We start from the raw sequence: 21,234 nt of genomic DNA, 5'->3' as shown, positions 1-21,234 counted from the left end.
ATTTTCCAAAATTTTTATGTACTTCTGGGAGAGATGTATGCTGGCGATGCAATATTCGGTGCGCTTGCCACAAGATTTCGACGAAACGCAAATACATAAGCATGTGGCAGCCCGAAGTCGGCTTTTTGAAGGCTGCCCTGGTCTGCGCCATAAATTTTACCTGTATGACGTTGAAGAACATGTATATGCGCCTTTCTACATCTGGGAAAACGCGCAGTTCGCGCAGGATTTTCTTCTCAATAACCTGTTTAATGGCGTGACTGAAACTTTCGGTCGACCACGTGTTCGCAGTTGGCAGGTAATTGCGTTTGACTATGGCCCGGCAAAAGAAGACCCGACTTATTTATGCAGCGCTGTCGACAAGGTTTCGGCCAGCCGCTCGTTGGGTGAGATGATGGAAGCGGAAAAGAAGCATCATAAAAGTCTTTTGGAGGCACCAGGGCTTTATGCTCATATGGTTCTTCTTGATCCGGATCGTTGGGAAAAGGGTCTCTATAGTCTCTGGCAAACACGGGAACAGGCGGTCCCGGTCAAATCTGACTGTGTTAGTGACTATGACGTGCTGGAGAGTTATCGACAAATGCAGGGCGCGGCTTAATCGTCGGCGTAGGCTCCATACAATAAGAAAAAGGACGGAGTGATCATGGATCGCCGGACCAAGTTAAGTATTCTATTGATGTCCGGTTGTCAGGCGCTGTTGAACAGCACGACCTCCATCATGATTTCCTCAGCGGCTCTCGCCAGTCTCGTTCTGCTCGGCGACGACAAATCACTGGCAACGCTGCCGGTGACGGCGGTTGTCACGGGAACGGCGCTTGCCACCATTCCCGCCTCCTTCTTCATGCGGCGGGTTGGGCGAAAGCCGGGCTTTCTCTTTGGTGTGACGATCGGCATGACCGGCGCCACGATCTGCAGTTATGCAATCTGGATCGGTAATTTTTGGCTATTCGCTTTCGGCGCCATCTTTGTCGGCATGTCAACGGCTTTCGGGAACTATTACCGCTTTGCCGCCATCGATATCGCAGGAAACAAGAACCGCAGCAAGGCGGTTTCCTATGTCTTGGCCGGCGGGGTGATCGCGGGCTTTCTCGGCCCGCAGATCGCGAGCCACAGCAAGGATATCTTCGCGCCCTTCATGTATATGGGCTCCTATCTGTCGATCATCATACTGGGCGTTCTCGCGCTCCTGTTCCTCAGCTTTGTCAAAATCCCGAAAATGGTTATCCCGGACAATGAATCGGGTCAGCGCCCCTTATCCGAGATTGTCAGGCAGCCAACCTTCATTGTCGCTGTGCTGAGTGCCATGATTGGCTACGGCGTGATGAGCCTGGTGATGACGGCGACGCCGCTTGCCATGGTTGGCTGTGGCCATGCACCGAGCGACTCCTTCAATGTCATCAGCTGGCATGTGGTCGCCATGTTCGGCCCGAGCTTTTTTACCGGCTCACTTATTTCGCGCTATGGGGAATACAAGATCATTATCCTCGGCGGCTTGCTGGGACTTGCGAGCGTGACGGTCTCCCTGATGGGGCTGGAGCTTGCGAACTTCTATATTGCGCTGGTCCTGCTCGGCCTGTCATGGAACTTCATGTTCATCGGCGGGACAACGCTGGTGGCGACAACCTACCGTCCATCGGAAACCGCGAAGGTCCAGGGCTTAAATGATTTTCTGGTGTTCGGCACCGTGGCGACCGCCTCGCTGATGAGTGGCCAACTACAGGAACGCTTCGGTTGGGATGTGGTCAATTTCGGCGCATTGCCGCTGCTGGCCTTTGTTATCCTGCTCGCCCTCTGGAGCATGCGCGGCCATCGCCGGCAGCTGCCCGCGGAATAGAAAAAGGCGGGACATGCCCGCCTTGCTCATAACAGCCTGAAATCAGACGAGGGACTTGCGGATCATCTCCGCGGCTTCCTCAGCATCGCCCCAGCGCTTGATGCGGACCCATTTGTTATCTTCCAGATCCTTGTAATGCTCGAAGAAATGGGAGATCTGGTCGAGAAGGATACCACGCAGGTCAGTATAGTTGCTGATATTGGAATAATAGGGGTGAAGCTCATCCACCGGCACGCTGAGGATTTTTTCATCCTGACCGGCCTCGTCCTCCATAATCAGCACGCCAACCGGGCGGGCGCGGATGACGGCACCGGGAATAACCGGTATCGGCCCCGCCACCAGGACATCTACCGGATCGCCATCGTCAGCGAGGGTCTGCGGTATGAAGCCGTAGTTGCAAGGGTAAAACATTGCCGTATGCAGGAAGCGATCAACGAACATCGCGCCGCTTTCCTTATCCACCTCGTATTTGACGGGGACACCGCCAAGGGGAATTTCAATCACAACATTTACGTCCCACGGTGCAGCTACGCCCGCCGGAATTTTTGAAAGATCCATGACTCTTTGTCTCCAGGAAAATACTGGCGCTGCGATAGCATGTTCCAAAAGAATTTTCCACCGGCTAATCAAAAAAAATCGTTAGAAAAGAACATGCTAAATTAGATATCCCAAATCCTTGCGCAAAATAAGGTAATCTGGCATTCTACAATTCGACCATTGCTTGAGTATGCATGGTTCCACACAGAGGGGGAAACTTCGCACGACAATTAACAAAAAACGTATGGCCCGTTAACGGCCAACTTGTAACATTGATGGGGACGAAAGTATGTCAGTAGAATTATGGATACCGATTATCTGCGGCCTGTTAGCCTTATGCTACGGCGCTTATGCTTCGAGGTTGGTCATTGGACATGATGCCGGGACGGAAAAGATGCAGCAGATCGCTGCCGCCATCCAGGAGGGCGCGTCAGCCTATCTGAACCGGCAGTATTTGACGATTGGTCTCGTCGGGGTTGTTATCTTTTTCATTCTGTTCTTCCTGATGGATCTTAACGTTGCAGTCGGCTTTGCGATTGGCGCCATTCTCTCCGGCGCGGCCGGGTTTATTGGCATGAATGTGTCAGTACGGGCCAATGTCCGCACAGCTGCCGCCGCCTCAAAAAGCCTGAAAGAAGGTCTCCATGTTTCCTTCATGGCCGGCGCAGTGACCGGTCTTCTTGTTGTTGGCCTCGCACTTCTCGCGGTGGCCGGATATTATGCCTATCTGATGGGCTCGGGGGTCGAGGGTCGCGGACTGATTGACAGTCTGGTTGCACTCAGCCTCGGTGCCTCGCTGATCTCCATTTTTGCTCGTCTCGGCGGTGGTATCTTTACCAAGGGCGCCGACGTGGGTGCTGACCTTGTCGGTAAGGTGGAAGCCGGCATTCCTGAAGATGATCCGCGCAACCCGGCGGTGATCGCCGATAATGTGGGCGATAATGTGGGGGACTGCGCCGGTATGGCTGCGGACCTGTTCGAAACCTATGCCGTGACCGTGGTCGCGACCATGGTTCTCGCGTCGATTTATTTCGCGGGCGATGCGGTCATGATGGCTTATCCGCTGATGATTGGCGGCGTCTGCATCATTACCTCTATCATCGGCACATTCTTTGTCAGGCTGGGGGCAAGCAACAACATCATGGGCGCGCTCTACAAGGGGTTTATTGTAACCACGATCCTGTCGGCCATTGCGCTCTGGCCGATTACCCAGTTCACTGTCGGCATAGATATAGTCTATACGATCGGTGACAAGAGTTTCACGGGCATGAGCCTGTTTTTCTGCGGCTTGGTAGGCCTCGTCGTTACCGGCCTCCTGATCTGGATTACGGAATACTACACCTCGACCGAATACCGTCCTGTTCGCAGCATTGCCGCGGCATCGGAAACCGGCCATGGAACGAATGTGATCCAGGGTCTTGCTGTCTCGATGGAGGCAACGGCTGTCCCGGCGATCATTATCGTTGCCGGTATTATTGTCTCCTATAATTTTGCGGCGCTGTTCGGGATTGCCATTGCCGTGACGACCATGTTGGCGCTCGCGGGCATGATTGTAGCGCTGGACGCTTATGGCCCGGTTACGGATAACGCCGGTGGTATCGCGGAAATGGCGGATATGGATGAAGAAGTGCGTAAAACCACTGATGCTCTGGACGCCGTTGGCAACACGACCAAAGCCGTGACCAAGGGCTATGCCATTGGCTCCGCCGGTCTCGGCGCGCTGGTGCTGTTTGCCGCCTATACGGAGGATTTGCAGTTCTTCATCACCAATGCAACGGCGGAACAATTCAGTTATTTCCAGGGTGTCACCCTCGATTTTAGCCTGAAAAACCCCTACATCGTCGTTGGGCTGATTCTGGGGGGTCTGTTGCCGTATCTGTTTGGTGCCATGGGCATGATGGCTGTAGGCCGGGCAGCGGGGTCCGTCGTTCGGGAAGTACGGCGACAGTTCAAGGAGATTCCCGGCATTATGGAAGGCACCGGTAAGCCCGATTACGGGCGCGCCGTGGATATGTTGACCCGGGCGGCGATCAAGGAAATGATCATTCCGTCACTGCTGCCGCTTCTGGCGCCGATTGTCGTCTTTTTTGTGATTATGGGAATTGCCGATAAATCAGCGGCCTTTGCCACCGTCGGCGCAATGCTCCTGGGCGTGATTGTTACTGGCCTGTTTGTTGCTGTTTCCATGACGGCAGGGGGCGGTGCCTGGGATAATGCCAAGAAGTATATTGAGGATGGCCACCATGGCGGCAAGGGTACCGATGCCCATGCGGCGGCGGTAACTGGTGATACGGTTGGTGATCCGTACAAGGATACAGCCGGACCTGCCGTCAATCCGATGATCAAGATCACCAACATCATTGCGCTTTTATTGCTGGCGGTTCTCGCGCATTAAGCCACAGTATCGCAAGCCCAAAGAAAAACCCCCGGTTTTGGCCGGGGGTTTTTTAGTGCGTATAAAAGCGGTGCGAAGTCTACTGCTCTTGGCTGGCGCTGTTGAAGCGGCCCAGGTTGCCGAAAAGCTGTTCCAGAAGGCCGAGTTCGCGCCCGCCCGTCGGGGTTTCCCGTTGGACAATCGCAATTTCCTTGCCGTCTTCCTTACTGAGGTCTTGCACCTCGGCCACAACGTCATTGATATCGAATTTGACGATGACGATATCGCGTTCGGTGACTTCCTTCGCCAGAAAGGCCAAATGTTCCGTCTTGCTGCTGATGTAATACCAGGCATCTCCCTCGGTCTGGAAGGTTGCGATGCTGGAAGGGGAGCCCATGATTGCCTGCACGGCATCCTTGTTGGTAACGCCCGCTTCGATCTGGGCGAGTTGCTCAGGATCCAGGCGATATCCCTGGTTCGTCTTGATCGGTTCACAGGCCGTAAGCACGACGGCGAGAACAGCGATGGAAAGCCCGGTCTTCAGTAGTTTCATGGTTCCTTGCTCCGGCGCGCCTTTCAGTTGACTAAACGCCGTGAAATGCGTAACTCAGAGATAATAAATGGCTTGCCGGTCGGCAAATGTCAAATTTTCTTGAGGGCACGACGCTTTTGTTCATGAAAAAGCGGTTTCGTGACGAGTTAGCGGGAGTAACCGCGTGGGTCTAACAAATTTCTTTCGCCGCAATCCGCTGGAACGTCCGGCAGCGGAGCTTTATGCGGAAATCGTTCGCCAGTCGCGTAATCCGGCTTTCTATGAGGCGGCGGCGGTTCCCGATACGGTGGATGGCCGTTTCGAGATGGTCTCCCTGCATGCCTTCCTGATTATGCGTCAGTTGAAGGAAGGGGGGGAACGCGCGCAAAAGCTCTCGCAAACGCTGTTTGATGAGATGTTCGCGGATATGGATCAGAGTTTGCGCGAAATCGGTATTGGCGATTTGAGTGTCGGCAAGCATATCAAGAAAATGGCGAAAGCCTTTTACGGTCGCGTTGCCGCCTATGACGCCGCGCTCAACGGCGAGGAGACGGAATCATTGCAGGAGGCACTGAAACGGAACCATTACGGCACCGTTGAAGATGTGCCGGAAGAGGCTGTCGCGATCCTCGCGCGCTATGTGGAGGAAGCAGATAAACGGCTGGCCGGGCAGGGGATTGATAACCTGATGGCAGGAAAGGCTGATTTCGGCCCGTTCACCGGGAACTGATTGGCGCAGAAAACCGATAATTTCCCCCTTGTTTGGCGTGATGGGAAAGGCCATTTTCGGGAAATGACAAAATCCGTTGACCCCGCGCATCGAAAACAGTATTTTCGCGCCTTCGAATCGCATACCCGACGGAATGACGCCGGTAGGTTGTGCTTGGGCTGAATTTAGAAGGAAATGTCGCAATGAAGGATACCGGGGGTGGAACCGCTCGGTTGATCAATGTCGAGCGTCTCGGGCGGGAGTCCGTGAATTTTGATATTAAGGCGACGGCGGCGGAATGTGAGGCGGTTGCTGAATCGCTTGGTATTCTGGGGGTTGAAGATGTCCAGGCGCGCGGATCGCTGGTTCGCAAGAGTGCAAATGGCCAGATTGCCCTGTCGGGAAGGCTGCGGGCGGAAGCGGTTCAGGCTTGCGTTGTGTCGCTGGAACCGGTGAAGCAGGCGATTGACGAAGAATTTACGGTGTTCTACACCTTTGATCCAGAAGATCTCGAAGTTGAGGATCTGGACAAGGTTGTCGGGCTGGAAGAACCGGACCTGCCGGAGTTGGTCGTGGGAGGGCGGATTGATCTGCTGGCCATGATAACAGAGCAGATTGCGCTGGCACTGGAGCCTTATCCGCGGCGGGCGGACCTGCCGGAGTTGGCTGAGGCGGACGAGGAAATAGACATGGATCAGGTCAAGAAGGAGCAAGGGACGCACCAGCCCTTTGCAAATTTGAAGGACTTGATGAGTAAGAAGTGATATGAAGGCATAACGCTATCTCATATCGATGTAATTTATAATGTCGCCCTGGCGAAGGGCATCTGAAGTGAGAGACTGGAAAAATGGCAGTACCAAAGAGAAAGACCACCAAATCCAAGCGCAACATGCGCCGGGCCCATGACGCGCTTGTCGGCACGCAGGCGCAGGAATGCCCCAATTGCGGTGAAATGAAACGCTCCCACCATATTTGCGGTGAGTGCGGCCATTATGGCGACCGCGAAATTCTGGAAACAAGCGACATCCTCTAATCGGCATTTTGCTGATTAGGATGGCCGTGGCCGGAAAAAAATATGCCTGATAGTATTGTCATTGCTCTTGATGCGATGGGGGGAGATGACGCTCCTGACATTGTTATTAAGGGCATCGATATTATCCGTATTCAGTATCCCAAAGCACGATTTCTGGTGTTTGGGGATCAGCCACGACTTGAACCGCTGTTAAAGGCTTATCCCGGTGTGCGTAGTGTTTGTGAACTGCGCCACACGGATGAGGCGATCAAATCGGAAGATAAACCGAGCCAGGCGCTCCGGAAGGGCCGCAAGAGCAGCATGCGTCTTGCGATCGATTCTGTGCGCGATGGCGAGGCCGGGGCGATTGTCTCTGCTGGCAATACTGGCGCGCTCATGGCGATGGCGAAATTCTCGCTTCGGATGATGTCAGGAATTAAGCGCCCGGCCATTGCCTCCGTATTGCCCTCCCCGCGGGGGGAGACGGTGATGCTTGACCTCGGCGCGAATGTTGAATGCGATGCGGACAACCTGGTGCAATTCGCCTTTATGGGGGCGGATTTTGCCCGTGCCGTGCTCGGACGGGTTCCACCGCGCGTCGCGCTTCTGAATGTCGGGAGCGAGGAACTCAAGGGCCACGACACCATCAAGGAGGCGGGAGACCGGCTTCGTTCCATTGAAAATCCGCCTTTTGAATATACCGGCTTTGTCGAGGGTGATGATATTACACGTGGCGTGGTTGATGTGATCGTGACCGATGGATTTACCGGCAATGTGGCGCTGAAAACCGCGGAAGGCGTTGTGCGGCTCTTTACCGACTTCCTGCGCGCCGGGTTTAAAAGCTCCCTGATTTCCCGAATTGGCTATATCCTCTCCCGCGGCGGCCTGAATGTCCTGAAGGAACGGCTGGATCCGCGCCTTTACAACGGCGGCGTGTTACTCGGCCTCAATGGTCTTTGCGTGAAAAGTCATGGTGGCACCGATGCGATGGGCTTTTCCAACGCAATTGGTGTGGCGATCGAGATGGTTTCCGATGACATGATCGATAAAATGCGCAATAATTTCGAGACCTTTGATATGGCCGCGAAAATGAGTAATAATACAACCGCGACTAATGAAGATGACGAAAAGCAGCAGGACACTGTCGCATCGGCATCCCGGCCTATCAAGACTACAGAAAAAGCCTCCAGCACCGTTGAAGATGCCGGATAGAACAGGAAAAAAATGCGCCGCTCAGCTATTACTGCCACCGGATCTTACCTTCCAAAGCGTATTCTTACGAATGCAGAACTCGCGAAGATAGTTGACACTTCTGACGAGTGGATTGTTGCCCGTTCCGGTATCAAGCAGCGGCATATCGCGGCGGACGATGAACTAACCTCCGATCTGGCTACTCACGCGGCGAAGGCGGCGCTCGACATGGCGGGGCTGAAACCAGATGACATTGACCTGATTGTTCTTGCCACGGCGACGCCGGATGAGACTTTCCCCGCGACCGCAACGGTGGTGCAGAAGAAACTTGGCATGACGCAGGGATTTGCCTTCGACATCCAGGCGGTCTGTACAGGGTTTCTCTACGCGCTGGCGACGGCGGACAATTTCGTGAAATCTGGCCAGGTGAACCGCGCGCTGGTCATTGGCGCAGAGACCTTCTCGCGCATTCTCGACTGGGAAGACCGGACAACCTGCGTTCTCTTTGCTGATGGTGCAGGCGCCATTATACTCGAGGCGGAGGAAGGTGAGGGCACCTCCGATGATCGCGGCATCCTTACCAGCCACCTGCATTCGGACGGCGGGAAACACGATCTTCTCTATGTGGATGGTGGTCCATCCTCGACCCAGACGACCGGTTACCTCCGGATGGAGGGGCGGGAGGTTTTCCGCCATGCGGTTAATAACCTCGCAAGTGTTGTGCATGAGGCGATGGAGGCAACGGGCCTGACGACCGACGATATTGACTGGCTGGTGCCGCATCAGGCGAACAAGCGGATCATTGACGGAACGGGGCGAAAGCTTAAACTCGACCCTGAGAAAGTCGTCCTAACTGTTGATAAACACGGGAATACTTCTGCGGCGTCTGTACCGCTCGCGCTGGATGAGGCTGTCCGGGATGGCCGGATCAAGCGCGGCCAGCTCCTGCTGCTGGAGGCCATGGGCGGCGGGTTTACCTGGGGGTCGGCACTGGTCCGCTGGTAAAGTCTCGCGAATCTCTTTTTCCTGCCGGGCATCCGTATACCATCAAATCCGCGATCAATTTCAAACAGTTATCGCTCTTTTTTGCCAAAAAACGGACTTTTCGGCGGGTAGCAGTCGAAAATTGCACCTTTATGATTGACGAGGCTCTCCGCTTTGATAATCCTATATGGTCCAACGGGGTGATATCATGACAAAAAATACATTAACCAGAGCAAATTTGGCAGAAGCAGTTTATCAGCAGGTTGGCTTGTCGCGGAATGAATCCGCGGATCATGTTGAGGCTGTTCTGTCGGAAATTTCAGATCGGCTTGTCGCCGGCGAAACAGTAAAGATTTCTTCTTTTGGCAGTCTTCAGGTCCGGCAGAAAACCGGCCGGGTCGGCCGCAACCCGAAAACCGGGGAGGAAGTACCGATTAATCCGCGCCGTGTTCTCGTCTTTCGCGCGTCCCATGTCCTGAAGGACAAGATCAACAAGGGCAACGGTGGCGCATAAGGTGGCGAGAGAGGCACAGAAACTGCAAAAATCGCCGGACGCGTTCCGTACCATCAGCGAAGTCTCGACGGAGCTGGATGTTCCACAGCATGTCCTGCGCTTCTGGGAGACGAAGTTCAAGGTCGTCAAACCCTTAAAGCGCGGTGGCGGGCGGCGCTACTACCGTCCCTCCGATGTGGAGCTGATCCGCGGCATCCGCGATCTTCTCTACAAGCATGGCTTCACGATTCGCGGGGCGCAGAAACTCCTGAAGGAGCAGGGCGGCCGCATCGATAATGTGGACGCCATGGTCTCCGCTGCACGGGCGGAGGGGAACCCGGCGCTCTCCCAGACGGAAGGCGACGGCGACACTGGCGGGAGCGATCCTCTTTCCGGGGAAGCAAAGACGCAGCTAAGGCGCGTTCTGAGCGACCTGAAAGAGCTGAAAGAGATGCTCGCCTGAGCGGGCGGACAGGGATTTTTTGCAGACGGAAAAAAAGTGGGTTTGACGCGATAACGGGCGTTGCCATCGCGCGCGCCTCTCAGTATAGTGCGCCAGCCTTGGGCGCGGATGCGCCCGGTCACCAGGACCTGGCGGGCAGTAGCGCAGCCTGGTAGCGCACTTCACTGGGGGTGAAGGGGTCGTCGGTTCAAATCCGGCCTGCCCGACCAAAAACAAAGCCTCGAAGCCTCACGGTTTCGGGGCTTTTTTAGTGGGGCTCCAGTTTGTCTTTGTTAGCGACTTGGAATTGTCTAAGATTAAGACCGGCTTTAATAATTTTAACATCCGAGTTTGTAGGAAGGATACTTTTAATGTCCTCGAACGGGACTTCACAATGCGCGCCAATGATCACTTCTTTGAGTTTAAGTTGGCTATCTTTAAAATTTCGGAAGTATAAACCGCTAACAATATCCCTGCTTGGCAGTTCTTCTATTGTTCTACACTCGTTTTCATATCGCCATTCTGCCATTTTATAACGAAATATGTCAGCCGCCATGACGCTGAATCTTGTTCTTCCTTCTTTTATTGAAATCCCCTTCCATCGAAGTTCGTCGGGACGAGATTTTACGTAATCGATATCAACGATTTTATCGTCATCCCAAATGTCGAAACCAAGGCAAATGCCTCTGTGATTATCACAATAGTGGCTCCACAATAGAGGGTTTTCCCAATTGCGAGAAAAGCTAATGAAGCCGAATCTAGAAAAAACCGTATCTCTCAATTGAATTAGATATTCATGGCTGGTTCCATGAAGATCAAGGTATGGCAAGACATCAAATGGGTCGTTAATGTCACTTCCAGTGCATATCTTAATTCGCTTTCTTTCTAGGCTATCAAGGGCATGTTTGGCTAAACCGCAAAACTTGTAAATGCGTCTAAGCTTGGATTTTGTTTTTTCTTGAGAATATTGATTCATACTTCTCCTCAAACAAAAATAAGCACGTTATAGGAGAATTTTAAGCAGTTAAATTCGCAAGTCAATCAATCCCGCATCCGCCGCACACGGCATGAGACGGAGTGCCTTAACGCGCGGGGGTTGGCTGCGCGGGGAGGGTATACTCGCGCGGGGCCAAAATCCCGGCATTTGCTTTGTTCCTTTGTGCAAAAGGTATATGATAAAAACCTCATATATATTTCATTTTATGCGAAAGGAGAGGTCATGCCGAAGGAATTATCTGAACATGAACGTATCTTGGAGCTGGAAAAAGCCGTCCCGGCGATCTGGTATAATATGGAAAGTCTGGGTCGCCAGATATTGTCTCATCCCCAGCCCGCGACGGCGGCGTTTCCGATCTCGTCGCTGACAACCGCGCTGGCGGCCCCCGTTCTGAGCCAGCCGTTGTTGTGGGCCCCGATCCTGGGGTTTGAGCAAACCGCGGCCCTTGCCGGCATACTGACGTCGCAGGCCGAGGATCTTGCCGACGACCTGGATCTGGAGAAGGATGATTTGCCGACGGACGCCAATATCCCGGGGGGGGACGGTACGAATGACAAATCAACCAGGCGCACCCAGTATGGCGAGATAAAGGGTTTTGGTGACAGCGTAAAAGACCTGCTCGGCAAGGCGCGGGACGCGAAAGCGCAAGCCGCCGGTGCGGCCGTCGCCGCCAAGAAGTTTGCCGCCGCAAAACCGCATATCAAATCGGCCGAAGCCTCTTTCAAGAAGGCCAAAAAGGCCTTGCGCGACCTGGAGCGTAAAAAGCGCGAAATCGATCGCACTCCGCCAGATGTCCCGACGAAAGCCGAGGTGAAGGCGGTGCGCGACCTTGCAAAAACCGCGCATAAGGAAACTTTTGATGATCTCGATCATGTAAAGCTGGCGCTGGATGCCATCGTCTAGTTTCGCGCGATAATTCCCCCTGCGACGGAGTGCCGCAACTCCCTTCGCGCCATATTGCTTTTGGGGGAAATTGGGGTATGTTGCGGCCCATGACAACGGATATTGAGAGCGGCGCAGGCGCGCCCGCGGCTGATGGCCGCAAACTGGTGATCACCTGGCTCACGCTGGTGGCGGTGCTGGTGTTTGCGATGATTGTTCTGGGCGGGGTGACGCGGCTTACCAATTCGGGCCTCTCGATGACCGACTGGAAGCCGGTGACGGGCTGGCTACCGCCGCTCAGTCATGAGGCCTGGATGGCCGAGTTTGAACGCTACAAGGCGTTTCCCGAATACCAGAAAATCAACAAGGGCATGAGCCTTTCAGAGTTTCAGGGCATCTATGCCTTCGAGTTTGCGCATCGGGTACTGGGGCGCATTATCGGTCTCGCGTTCTTTGTGCCGTTCGTTTTGTTGCTGCTGCTTCGGAAGATCCCGCGGAGCATGGCGCCCCGGCTCGCGCTGCTGTTCCTGCTTGGCGCGGCACAGGGGGGCATGGGCTGGTTCATGGTGAAAAGCGGCCTCGTCGATCATCCGGACGTGAGCCATTACCGCCTGACGGCGCATCTCGCGCTCGCCAGCCTGATTTTCGCGGCATTGCTCTGGACGATTTTTGATTTGCTCCGCCCGACGGGGGAGAGGCGCGCGCCCGCGCCCGCAACGGTGCGGCGGACGGGCTATGCGCTGCTGCTGCTGATCGCGCTGCAGATTATTATCGGCGGCTTTGTTGCCGGGCTTAACGCGGGCTTCGTCTATACGGACTGGCCGCTGATGGGCGGGCGGTTCCTGCCGGAGGATTTCCTCCATATGCAGCCGCTCTATCACAACTTCCTTGAAAATCCGGGCACGGTGCAATTTGTCCACCGGATGGTCGGTTATGCCATTGCCGCCGCCGCCATCTGGCTTTATCTCGTGAGCCGGGGCTGGGGGCTGGACCGCCGTCTGCGCCTTGGCATTTCCTGGGCGGTGACCCTCGTCCTCGCGCAGGTGTTTCTCGGGATTGTCACGCTGCTCCATGTGGTGCCGGTGGCCCTCGGTGCGGCGCATCAGGCGGGTGGTATGCTCGTCCTTGCTGCCGCGCTGTTCGTGGTGCATGACCTCCGGTCAGAACAGGCAACGTAAAACCGGCCAGCTATTAAGCTGACCGGCGCAGGGCCGCCATTCGGACATGATGAGCCAGCGAATGCCGACGGATATGTGTTATTATTTATAGAAGTCAGGGGAAGACTGGATCGCGCCAACGGCGACAATAACCCCGGCCGTGGGCCCTCGTTTATCCACTGTGGTGTTGACCAGATCCAAATTCGGATCCGAGTCCCCCACGCCGACCAGAGACTGGATGATATCTGTCAGGCCATCCTCTGAAATCGTGAGACTTGGTTGCTCAATATGCGCATAGGCCCCGATTGCCGTGTTGCTGATGCTCGCCCCCTCAATGGTCAGGCTTCCGTCAGCATTGGCGGGAATGCTGCCTAAGTATGGCGCTTCAAAATTAGGAAAGAAGATCGTCTGCGGCGCCACCGTTGCCCCGATATTGTTGGAGCCGAAGTTGGTGGCATAGCGGCCCTGAATGGCGATGGTGCCGTTAGTATCGCCAACCGCGATCATCGTATCGCTGATACCGACGCTGACATCGTTGGTCATGCTTGCCGGACCTTCGGAATTAATATCCTTTGCGAGGGCGGGGCTGGCAGCTAGCGCCAGCAGGAGTGAGCCGAATACAAGTTTTTTCATCGTAAATTCCTTTGTTTTAAATGAAGTTGGGAGTGACGCATCCCTAAAAAATGCTGTTATTTTTGTTATGACGGAGAGGCTTCGTTATCCTCGACCCCCTCAATGGACTCGACGATCTGCTGGCAGTCGGCGCGAAGATCCGAATTGAGCTGGGAGAGCATTTCGTAAAGCCCGAATTGCAACATGGAACGGAGCGAGAGCTGTAACGGTTCGCGGTTCTGGCCGCTGATATCGATATCGACCAGCGTCTCTCCGAAGAAGCGCCCGATGCCGAAGCCGGCTTCATCGGCGAAAATCTGTTTCGAGATATTGACCGCCGCCAGCACCTCGGAGCTACGCGCATCGGTCAGGTGCAAATCAAGTCCGACAAGGGCGCGGTTCTGGCGGTAGCGCGGACCGACCCCGGCAATTGTCACCTCCGCTGCCGCGCCGGGAATAAAATCAAGCGTATTGATCGAGCCGGTAATGTAGTAATCCATCAACAGGAATTGCTTGGCGTCGCGGATGCCGAGCTGGATTTCGGTAATAACCGGGCGGGGATCGCGCCGGTTGACGACGGATTCCGCCTGGGCCCGGATCAGGGTCGTCTGCATCATGTCGCCGGCGCCCTGACTGACATATTTCCCGGTCCCCGCAAACTCACTGCTGAACTTGCCGGTGGCGTCGACGATATCACCCACGGCCCAGACACCATGGAGTTTGGCCTTGTCCGCGACGCAGGCGATCAAGCGATCATAAGGCGTGCTGACCGTCTGCACCGGCGGTCCCTTGGGCAGCGTAACATTCTCCTGACTGGTCGCGATGCAGCCCGTCAGGATAATCGGCAACAGCGGCACGCATTTAAGGATTGGTCGCATTTTCCGTCCCCACGATGCAGGCCACATCGCCCGCCGTTATATTATTCTCGCCAGATGTATTAATAGGCTGCTGCGCGACAGAATGGCCGCAGTGCGTAGAGGTGACATTCAAGTCGCGCACATCGCCGGTGGTTATGTTCGTCTGGGTGTCGATCGAGCTGTTGGAGATATAGAGATTATGCTGCTGCCACTGATCATAATATCCGCCGTCTTGCCGTTCGACTGCTTCGGAGGTGGTCAGCTTGACCAGCTTGTCATAGGATGTCTGGAAACCGGCGCTGTTATTCCAGCTTGCTGCGGCAGTAACCGTACCGTCCTTGGCGACAGCGATTGCCGGTAAGGTAAATAATAGAATTGAAGTAATTACGAATGAATGTTTCATGATTTTTCCATAACAAAGGAAATTTTTGATTATTTATTATTGAATAAATTAGTTTCAATATTAAAATACTTAAAATTATAAATATTAGATGATAAAAAATATAGATCACCTTGTTTTAACTGTTACCAGTATTGAACGAACAAAGTCGTTTTACTGTGAAGTATTAGGGATGATTTATGAAGAATTTGGCGAAGGTCGGTGTGCGCTTAACTTCGGGCAGTCGAAAATCAACCTGCATCTAGCCGGCCATGAGTTCGAGCCGAAAGCGCATCTGGCGAAGCCCGGCACGGCGGATCTCTGTTTTATTATCGAGGGGGAGTTGGCGGAGATGCAGGCCCGGCTTGTTGCGGCCGGGATTGCCATTCTCGAGGGGCCGGTGGCCCGGACGGGGGCGAGGGGGCCGATCACGTCAATTTACGTGCGCGACCCCGATCTCAACCTTATAGAGCTATCCGTTTACGACGAATAGGCGTTAGCTGGCGCTGATGGCCTGTTCCAGATCGGCGATGATGTCCTCGACATTCTCGATCCCGATGGAAAGACGGACAACGTCTGGCCCGGCACCCGCCGCGACCTGCTGTTCTTCGCTGAGCTGGCGATGGGTGGTCGAGCTTGGATGGATGATCAGGCTCCGTGTATCGCCGATATTGGCGAGATGGGAGAACAGTTCAACCGTTTCCACAACCTTGACCCCGGCCTCATAGCCGCCCTTGATCCCGAAAGTGAGGACTGCGCCGGCGCCGCCGTTCAGGTATTTCTGGCCCAGCTCATAATAGGGATCGCCTTTCAGGCCGGCGTAGGAAACCCAGCTGACCTTGTCATGGTTCTTTAGATACTCGGCAACCTTGAGGGCATTCTCGCTGTGCCGTTCCATGCGAAGGGGCAGGGTCTCGATCCCGGTCAGGATCATGAAGGCATTAAAAGGGGAGAGGGCCGGGCCGAGATCGCGCAGGCCCAGGGCGCGGCAGGCGATGCCGAAACCGAGCTGGCCGAAAGTTTCATGGAATTTGAGACCATGATAGGAGTCATTAGGCTGGCTCAGGGTTGGGAACTTGTCAGACGCGCTCCAGTCGAAGGTGCCGGAATCGACGATCATGCCGCCCATGGAGTTGCCATGGCCGCACAGGAATTTCGTCGCCGAATGAACAACGATATCTGCGCCCCATTCGATCGGGCGGCAATGATACGGCGTGGCCAGCGTGTTATCGACGATGAGCGGGATGCCCGCGTCATGGGCAATCTTGGCAATTGCCTCGATATCGGTCATGACGCCGCCGGGGTTGGCAAGGCTCTCGATAAAGATGGCCTTGCATTTCGGTGTCAGGGCTTTCTTGAAATCTTCCGGGTCCTTCGGGTCAACAAAGATCGCGTTCCAGTCGAACTTCTTGAAGGACTGGCTGAACTGGGTGACGGATCCGCCGTAAAGCCGGGTGGAGGCAAGGAACTCATCGCCGGGCTGCATCAGGGTGTGAAAGACAATCAACTGCGCCGCATGACCGGAGGAGACTGCAAGGCCGGTTGCGCCGCCTTCCAGTGTTGCCACCCGTTCCTCCAGCACCGCGTTGGTCGGATTGGTCAGGCGCGAATAGATGTTGCCGAAGGCCTGCAGGTTGAACAGTTCCGCCGCGTGGTCCGCATCATCAAAGACATAGCCGGATGTCTGGTAGATCGGGGTGACGCGGGCGCCGGTGGTCGGGTCCGGCGTGGCGCCGGCATGGACGGAGAGGGTCTCGAATTTTGGGGAGCTCATGCTATTTTTTCCTTACTAGTTTTGAACGTTTTGAAGAAATGACATCGGACCGGCCGCCCATAAAGGCTATTTCACCGGACAGACGCCCGAATTCGATTTTGGGGCAACGGTTCATGACGACTTTCAGGCCCGCCGCCTCTGCGGTTGCTGCGGCCTCGTCATGGCGAACGCCCAGTTGCATCCAGATAACCTTCGCCTTGATCCTGATGGCCTCGTCGACAATCGGGGGAATGGCCTCTGAGTTGCGAAAGCAATCGACCATATCGACCGGCTCCGGAATATCCAGGAGGGAAGCATAGACCGTCTCGCCAAGAAGTTCCTGACCCGCAAGGCCGGGATTGACCGGAATACAGCGGTACCCCTTGCGTTTCATATATTTCATGACGTAGTAGCTCGGCCGCGATGGGTTGCTGCTCGCGCCGACCACGGCAATCGTGTTCACCTCATTGAGGATGTCGCCGATATAATCATCGGCGTAAGCATCATGGTTCATCCGCGTTATTCCCCTCGCCAGACGGGATCGCGCTTTTCAAAGAAGGCGGTGAGGCCTTCCTGCGCGTCGCGGGTCTCCATATTCTCGCACATCACGCCGGAGGCGTAGTCATAGGCCTTATCCAGTGGCATGGGCAGATGCTTGTAGAAGGCGGCCTTGCCCATCTTCACCACCACTGGCGATTTGGAGGCGATATTCTTTGCCATCCTCTGGATATGCGCATCCAGTTCCGCCGCGGGGAGGGCCGCATTGACCAGCCCAATCTCCATCGCGCGGTCCGCCTTGATAAAGTCACCGGAGAGCAGCATCTCCATCGCCTGTTTCGGCGAGACATTGCGGCCGAGTGCGACGCCGGGCGTGGTGCAGAAGAATCCGAAATTGATGCCCGAGGTGGCGAACTTGGAACTGTCCGACGCATAGGCGAGATCGCAGGAGGCGACAAGCTGAGTGCCCGCCGCCGTCACGGCGCCGTCAATACGGGCGATCACCGGCTGCGGCAGGTTGACAACGCTCTGCATCAGGATGCTGCATTGGGCGAACAGTTCATGGAGCGTGCCATCCCCAGTCATGCCCTGCACTTCACGCAGGTTATGGCCCGACGAGAAGACGGGCCCCTCGGCACGGATGATCACCACATGAATGTCGGCATCTGCGGCGATGTCGTTCAGCGCCTTCTGCAACTGCGCCATCATCTCGCGCGAAAGGGAATTGCGGCTTGATGGATCATCAAGCGTCAGGGTGGCGATATGGTCGTCAACGACAAGACCGACGATCTTGCGGTTGTCTTTACTGGTGACTTCTCTCGAAGACATGGATTGCTTTCCTTGTTGGCCCCCCGCCAATTGACCGATACAATAACGTTTTCTCGGCAGGGATCAATGCCTTGTGAGGAATTTTTCTTCTTGAGTGGGATGGTCTTGCGGGACTGTGGCCAAGCTTATATTCTGAAATTCTCAATAACAAGAGGAGAAACCGCCCGTGCCCGTGATGACTGCAGAGATGCTGGAAGCTTTCAACCAAGAACATTTTCCTCAGGTCGATCACCTTGGGTTGAAGGTTGATCATGTGGATGATCATTCTATCACGGTCAGCATGACAACGACGGAGCGGCATTTGCGCCCGGGCGGAACAGTGTCGGGCCCGACGATGATGGAGCTGGCCGATGCAGCAATGTATCTACTGCTGCTGGCGCAGATAGGCCCCGTCGCGCTTGCGGTCACCACCAGCCTCAATATCAACTTCCTGCGTAAGCCCGAGCCGGGGAAGATGATTGCGAAAGGACGGATTCTCAAGCTCGGGAAGACACTGGCAACCGGGGAGTTCAGCCTGTTCGCGGGCGATCCGGACGCGCCCGTCGCCCATGTCACCGCGACCTATGCCATTCCGCCGAAAAGGTAATTTTGCGGGAGGGCGATAAACAGCGGCCCGATTTTGAGGTAATATAATACCACAAACGTAAATTAATGAAAATACACCGCTATTTCGGTTGACTTGCTCCCGAAGTGAGATTATACCCGCCTTCAGATCGGGGAGCCCTTTGCTCCCTTTATTTTGTTGTGGCACGCTTTTATGCGAAGGCTGAGTTAAAAATGAAAACCTATTCTGCGAAACCGACCGAGGTGGAAAAGAAATGGCTGCTGATCGATGCTGAAGGGCTCGTTCTTGGTCGTCTCGCCTCGATTATTGCAACCCGCCTGCGCGGCAAGCATAAACCCATGTATACGCCCCATATCGATTGCGGCGATAACGTCATTGTCATCAATGCGGAAAAAGTGGCCCTGACCGGCAAGAAGCTGACCGACAAGGTGTTCTACTGGCACACTGGCCATCCGGGCGGCATCAAGAGCCGGACAGCGGAAAAAACGCTGGGGAGCGCGCATCCTGAACGCCTGATCCTGAAGGCAGTTGAGCGGATGATCCCGCGCGGCGCCCTTGGACGTCAGCAGTTCAGCAACCTGCGTGTTTATGCCGGTACTGAACATCCGCATGCGGCGCAGAACCCTGAAGTGGTTGATGTCGCGTCGATGAATAGCAAGAACGTAAGGAGTGCCTGAGTATGGCCGATGAAGCAAACTCCCTTGAGGATTTGAAAGACCTGACGACAGGCGCCGCCAAGGAAACTCCGGCAGCGGAATCCGGCGCTGAGGTTATTGAGGCCGCCGAGGTTATTGAAGTTGTACACCCTGATCCGGTGATTGACAGCCTGGGCCGCTCTTACGCGACGGGCAAGCGGAAAAACGCCATCGCCCGCGTCTGGATTAAACCCGGCTCTGGCAAGTTCACCGTGAATGGCCGTGACCAGGAAGTCTATTTTGCGCGCCCTGTGCTCCGCATGATCCTGTTGCAGCCGTTCGAAGTAACCGACCGCGTTGGCCAGTTCGACGTGATCTGCACAGTGAAGGGCGGGGGACTCTCCGGCCAGGCTGGTGCGGTTCGCCACGGTATCTCGAAAGCTCTGTTGGCTTATGAACCGGCATTGCGCCCGGCACTGAAGGCCGAAGGCTTTATCACCCGCGACAGCCGCGTTGTGGAACGGAAAAAATACGGCCGTGCGAAAGCCCGCCGGAGCTTCCAGTTCTCCAAGCGTTAATCGCGAGAGACATATACGACACAGAAAAGGGCTCGCTTCGGCGGGCCTTTTTTTTGTGCCGGATTTTTAGGCGGGTGGCGAGAAAATAAGAAGCGGTCAGAGGCCGCGGTTCAGTCTTTATGGCGCTATCTGACCGTTAGAATTCTGCCTGAAGGCTTGCAGCGGCCCAACTTGCTTCGACAAATGTACCGCCATTTTCCCGATTTCCAACTATCAGGTCGCCGCCACGCGCTTCAACGTAACGCTTACAGATATAAATGCCGAGCCCGAAGCTCTTGTGCCTTTCAGAGGCGACAAAGGCATCTCGAGCCAGAAAATGCATGTCAAAACTTTTCAGCATACTTTCCGGGTATGTGTCACCATCATCCTCAATTCGGCATTTCAAAACTTCCTGATTAACGGAATACCATCGGATAGAGACCGTGCCATTTTCACCGGCGTGCCGCAGCGCATCGGAAATCATGCTGCTTTGAATTACTTTACCGACCCCGCGGTCCGCAAAGATGCGTTTCGGCGCCGTACTATCCTGGATCAGCACAACACGCTTTCCTTCCCTTGATGCAGTGTCGGCAAATGACTCCACAATTTCCGCCGTATGTGCAACAGGGTCATATACTTCCCCGGTTAGTTTGATTCCGTCAATTTCCAGTTTGCGCGCAAGGAGAATATCATCCACCATTTCGAGCAGATGCTCTGCGCTACTCAAAATATTAACGATGTAATCCTTGTAGCGCTGGTTCTGCAGGTCCCCGAAGACGGAATCATGCATCATCTGCGAAAACCCGATGATGGCATTGAGGGGCGTGCGTAGTTCATGGCTCATGGAGGCAAGGAAGTTGTCTTTTACCTGGATTGAGCTGGTTGCCTCGGCAAGGGCTTGTTCCAGCTTGGCGGCGGTCTCATTGGCGGCGGTTACATCGAGGATGATGGCGAAAAAATATGATTTACCTTTTTCCGCATAATACTGAAGGTGCACTTCTACATCATATGTAGACGTGTCTTTTCTCTTGTGCTTCGTTTGAAACGTCAGCTTTTCTTCCGCGCCATCTTTGAGTGGCTGGATCAGCTCGTTGAACTGAGATAGGGAATATTCTGGCTTAATGTCAATGGGCGTCAGATGCTGGAGCTCGTCAAAGCTATAGCCAAGATTTTGGAGGGCGCCCCGATTAACAAACAGGAATTTTAGCGTTTCGCCATCGAAGAGAAAAACTTCATTTAGCGAATCATGAATGATTCTCTTAAACAGATTTGGTGCAAAATCTAATTGTGTGTCTTGTTTCATTGTAAAGGTTTTCTAAGTAATCGAATGTAAAAAATTTATGGAATTATTATAAGCATTATGGCCTAGTAAAATTTTTTTTCAACCAGACTGCCTATTTATTTCG

26 protein-coding genes and 1 tRNA gene are annotated in these 21,234 nt (G+C 54.6%); 17 read left to right on the top strand and 10 right to left on the bottom strand.

Features of this window, described 5'->3' with window-relative positions; translation table 11 throughout:
- Positions 1–37: 37 nt before the first annotated feature.
- Positions 38–598 carry a DUF4865 family protein gene (locus tag GQE98_RS10410; protein WP_161315574.1) on the top strand — a complete coding sequence of 187 codons (561 nt, stop codon included), beginning with the start codon at positions 38–40 and terminating at the stop codon, positions 596–598.
- Between the two features lie 45 nt (positions 599–643).
- A complete protein-coding gene (locus GQE98_RS10405; protein ID WP_161315573.1) occupies positions 644–1,834 on the top strand; it encodes an MFS transporter in 1,191 nt (396 codons plus the stop codon).
- Positions 1,835–1,876: 42 nt separating this feature from the next.
- On the opposite strand, the gene ppa is transcribed toward GQE98_RS10405, so the two are convergent.
- Complete coding sequence (ppa, locus tag GQE98_RS10400; protein ID WP_161315572.1) at positions 1,877–2,392, bottom strand: inorganic diphosphatase; 516 nt, start codon at positions 2,390–2,392, stop codon at positions 1,877–1,879.
- A 268-nt stretch (positions 2,393–2,660) separates the two neighbouring features.
- On the opposite strand from ppa, the gene GQE98_RS10395 reads away from it, so the two are divergent.
- Entirely contained in the window at positions 2,661–4,766 is a 2,106-nt protein-coding gene (locus tag GQE98_RS10395; protein ID WP_161315571.1) for a sodium-translocating pyrophosphatase, read from the top strand.
- A 79-nt stretch (positions 4,767–4,845) separates the two neighbouring features.
- Here the strand turns inward: GQE98_RS10395 and GQE98_RS10390 are convergent, their stop codons facing one another.
- Positions 4,846–5,298, bottom strand: a complete 453-nt coding sequence (locus GQE98_RS10390; RefSeq protein WP_161315570.1) for an outer membrane protein assembly factor BamE — start codon at positions 5,296–5,298, stop codon at positions 4,846–4,848.
- A gap of 163 nt (positions 5,299–5,461) precedes the next feature.
- Here GQE98_RS10390 and GQE98_RS10385 point away from each other — a divergent pair, with 163 nt between their 5' ends.
- The 8 genes from GQE98_RS10385 (at position 5,462) to GQE98_RS10350 (ending at position 10,338) form a co-directional block, all read left to right on the top strand.
- Complete coding sequence (locus GQE98_RS10385) at positions 5,462–6,007, top strand: ubiquinol-cytochrome C chaperone family protein (RefSeq protein ID WP_161315569.1); 546 nt, start codon at positions 5,462–5,464, stop codon at positions 6,005–6,007.
- A 182-nt stretch (positions 6,008–6,189) separates the two neighbouring features.
- On the top strand, positions 6,190–6,750 hold the full coding sequence (locus GQE98_RS10380; protein ID WP_161315568.1) for a YceD family protein: 561 nt from the start codon (positions 6,190–6,192) through the stop codon (positions 6,748–6,750).
- Between the two features lie 83 nt (positions 6,751–6,833).
- The gene (rpmF, locus tag GQE98_RS10375; protein WP_161315567.1) at positions 6,834–7,019 is read left to right on the top strand and encodes a 50S ribosomal protein L32; all 186 of its coding nucleotides are present in this window, start codon (positions 6,834–6,836) and stop codon (positions 7,017–7,019) included.
- 42 nt (positions 7,020–7,061) lie between these two features.
- On the top strand, positions 7,062–8,210 hold the full coding sequence (gene plsX / locus GQE98_RS10370; protein WP_161315566.1) for a phosphate acyltransferase PlsX: 1,149 nt from the start codon (positions 7,062–7,064) through the stop codon (positions 8,208–8,210).
- Between the two features lie 12 nt (positions 8,211–8,222).
- Positions 8,223–9,194 carry a beta-ketoacyl-ACP synthase III gene (locus GQE98_RS10365; RefSeq protein ID WP_161315565.1) on the top strand — a complete coding sequence of 324 codons (972 nt, stop codon included), beginning with the start codon at positions 8,223–8,225 and terminating at the stop codon, positions 9,192–9,194.
- Between the two features lie 187 nt (positions 9,195–9,381).
- Positions 9,382–9,687 carry an integration host factor subunit alpha gene (locus GQE98_RS10360; protein ID WP_161315564.1) on the top strand — a complete coding sequence of 102 codons (306 nt, stop codon included), beginning with the start codon at positions 9,382–9,384 and terminating at the stop codon, positions 9,685–9,687.
- Position 9,688: 1 nt separating this feature from the next.
- Positions 9,689–10,129 carry a MerR family transcriptional regulator gene (locus tag GQE98_RS10355; RefSeq protein ID WP_343044192.1) on the top strand — a complete coding sequence of 147 codons (441 nt, stop codon included), beginning with the start codon at positions 9,689–9,691 and terminating at the stop codon, positions 10,127–10,129.
- Positions 10,130–10,261: 132 nt separating this feature from the next.
- Positions 10,262–10,338 (top strand) — tRNA-Pro (locus GQE98_RS10350).
- Positions 10,339–10,376: 38 nt separating this feature from the next.
- Here GQE98_RS10350 and GQE98_RS10345 read toward each other — a convergent pair.
- Positions 10,377–11,084, bottom strand: coding sequence for a DUF2971 domain-containing protein (locus GQE98_RS10345; protein ID WP_161315563.1), 708 nt, complete (start codon positions 11,082–11,084; stop codon positions 10,377–10,379).
- Between the two features lie 243 nt (positions 11,085–11,327).
- On the opposite strand from GQE98_RS10345, the gene GQE98_RS10340 reads away from it, so the two are divergent.
- Both GQE98_RS10340 and GQE98_RS10335 read left to right on the top strand, forming a co-directional pair.
- Positions 11,328–12,008 carry a hypothetical protein gene (locus tag GQE98_RS10340; RefSeq protein WP_161315562.1) on the top strand — a complete coding sequence of 227 codons (681 nt, stop codon included), beginning with the start codon at positions 11,328–11,330 and terminating at the stop codon, positions 12,006–12,008.
- A gap of 89 nt (positions 12,009–12,097) precedes the next feature.
- On the top strand, positions 12,098–13,165 hold the full coding sequence (locus tag GQE98_RS10335) for a COX15/CtaA family protein (RefSeq protein WP_161315561.1): 1,068 nt from the start codon (positions 12,098–12,100) through the stop codon (positions 13,163–13,165).
- 81 nt (positions 13,166–13,246) lie between these two features.
- On the opposite strand, the gene GQE98_RS10330 is transcribed toward GQE98_RS10335, so the two are convergent.
- The 3 genes from GQE98_RS10330 to GQE98_RS10320 form a co-directional block, all read right to left on the bottom strand.
- Positions 13,247–13,777, bottom strand: coding sequence for a hypothetical protein (locus GQE98_RS10330; protein ID WP_161315560.1), 531 nt, complete (start codon positions 13,775–13,777; stop codon positions 13,247–13,249).
- 65 nt (positions 13,778–13,842) lie between these two features.
- Positions 13,843–14,634, bottom strand: a complete 792-nt coding sequence (locus GQE98_RS10325) for a CsgG/HfaB family protein (RefSeq protein WP_161315559.1) — start codon at positions 14,632–14,634, stop codon at positions 13,843–13,845.
- A complete protein-coding gene (locus GQE98_RS10320) occupies positions 14,618–15,016 on the bottom strand; it encodes a hypothetical protein (protein WP_161315558.1) in 399 nt (132 codons plus the stop codon). Before GQE98_RS10320 ends, GQE98_RS10325 begins: the two co-directional genes overlap by 17 nt.
- A gap of 88 nt (positions 15,017–15,104) precedes the next feature.
- On the opposite strand from GQE98_RS10320, the gene GQE98_RS10315 reads away from it, so the two are divergent.
- Positions 15,105–15,485, top strand: a complete 381-nt coding sequence (locus GQE98_RS10315; protein ID WP_161315557.1) for a VOC family protein — start codon at positions 15,105–15,107, stop codon at positions 15,483–15,485.
- 3 nt (positions 15,486–15,488) lie between these two features.
- On the opposite strand, the gene GQE98_RS10310 is transcribed toward GQE98_RS10315, so the two are convergent.
- From GQE98_RS10310 to GQE98_RS10300, 3 genes are read right to left on the bottom strand one after another with little or no spacing between them, the layout of a single operon-like run.
- A complete protein-coding gene (locus GQE98_RS10310) occupies positions 15,489–16,766 on the bottom strand; it encodes an O-acetylhomoserine aminocarboxypropyltransferase (protein WP_161315556.1) in 1,278 nt (425 codons plus the stop codon).
- 1 nt (position 16,767) lies between these two features.
- Complete coding sequence (locus GQE98_RS10305; protein ID WP_161315555.1) at positions 16,768–17,259, bottom strand: CoA-binding protein; 492 nt, start codon at positions 17,257–17,259, stop codon at positions 16,768–16,770.
- Between the two features lie 5 nt (positions 17,260–17,264).
- Positions 17,265–18,071 carry an enoyl-CoA hydratase gene (locus tag GQE98_RS10300; protein ID WP_161315554.1) on the bottom strand — a complete coding sequence of 269 codons (807 nt, stop codon included), beginning with the start codon at positions 18,069–18,071 and terminating at the stop codon, positions 17,265–17,267.
- 175 nt (positions 18,072–18,246) lie between these two features.
- Here GQE98_RS10300 and GQE98_RS10295 point away from each other — a divergent pair, with 175 nt between their 5' ends.
- The 3 genes from GQE98_RS10295 to rpsI all read left to right on the top strand — a co-directional run bounded on the left by GQE98_RS10295 (position 18,247) and on the right by rpsI (position 19,849).
- Complete coding sequence (locus GQE98_RS10295; protein WP_161316267.1) at positions 18,247–18,657, top strand: PaaI family thioesterase; 411 nt, start codon at positions 18,247–18,249, stop codon at positions 18,655–18,657.
- A gap of 191 nt (positions 18,658–18,848) precedes the next feature.
- Positions 18,849–19,313 (top strand): 50S ribosomal protein L13, encoded by a 465-nt coding sequence (gene rplM / locus GQE98_RS10290; RefSeq protein WP_161315553.1) that lies wholly within the window; start codon positions 18,849–18,851, stop codon positions 19,311–19,313.
- A 2-nt stretch (positions 19,314–19,315) separates the two neighbouring features.
- Positions 19,316–19,849 (top strand): 30S ribosomal protein S9, encoded by a 534-nt coding sequence (rpsI, locus tag GQE98_RS10285; RefSeq protein WP_161315552.1) that lies wholly within the window; start codon positions 19,316–19,318, stop codon positions 19,847–19,849.
- A gap of 136 nt (positions 19,850–19,985) precedes the next feature.
- Here the strand turns inward: rpsI and GQE98_RS10280 are convergent, their stop codons facing one another.
- Positions 19,986–21,131 (bottom strand): PAS domain-containing sensor histidine kinase, encoded by a 1,146-nt coding sequence (locus GQE98_RS10280; protein ID WP_161315551.1) that lies wholly within the window; start codon positions 21,129–21,131, stop codon positions 19,986–19,988.
- Positions 21,132–21,234: the final 103 nt, after the last annotated feature.

It is taken from the genome of Sneathiella litorea (assembly GCF_009882915.1).
In the GTDB taxonomy this organism is placed as follows: Bacteria; Pseudomonadota; Alphaproteobacteria; order Sneathiellales; family Sneathiellaceae; genus Sneathiella; species Sneathiella litorea.
Note: the sequence above shows the minus strand (reverse complement) of the source record. Positions and strands in the feature narration are given on the sequence as shown.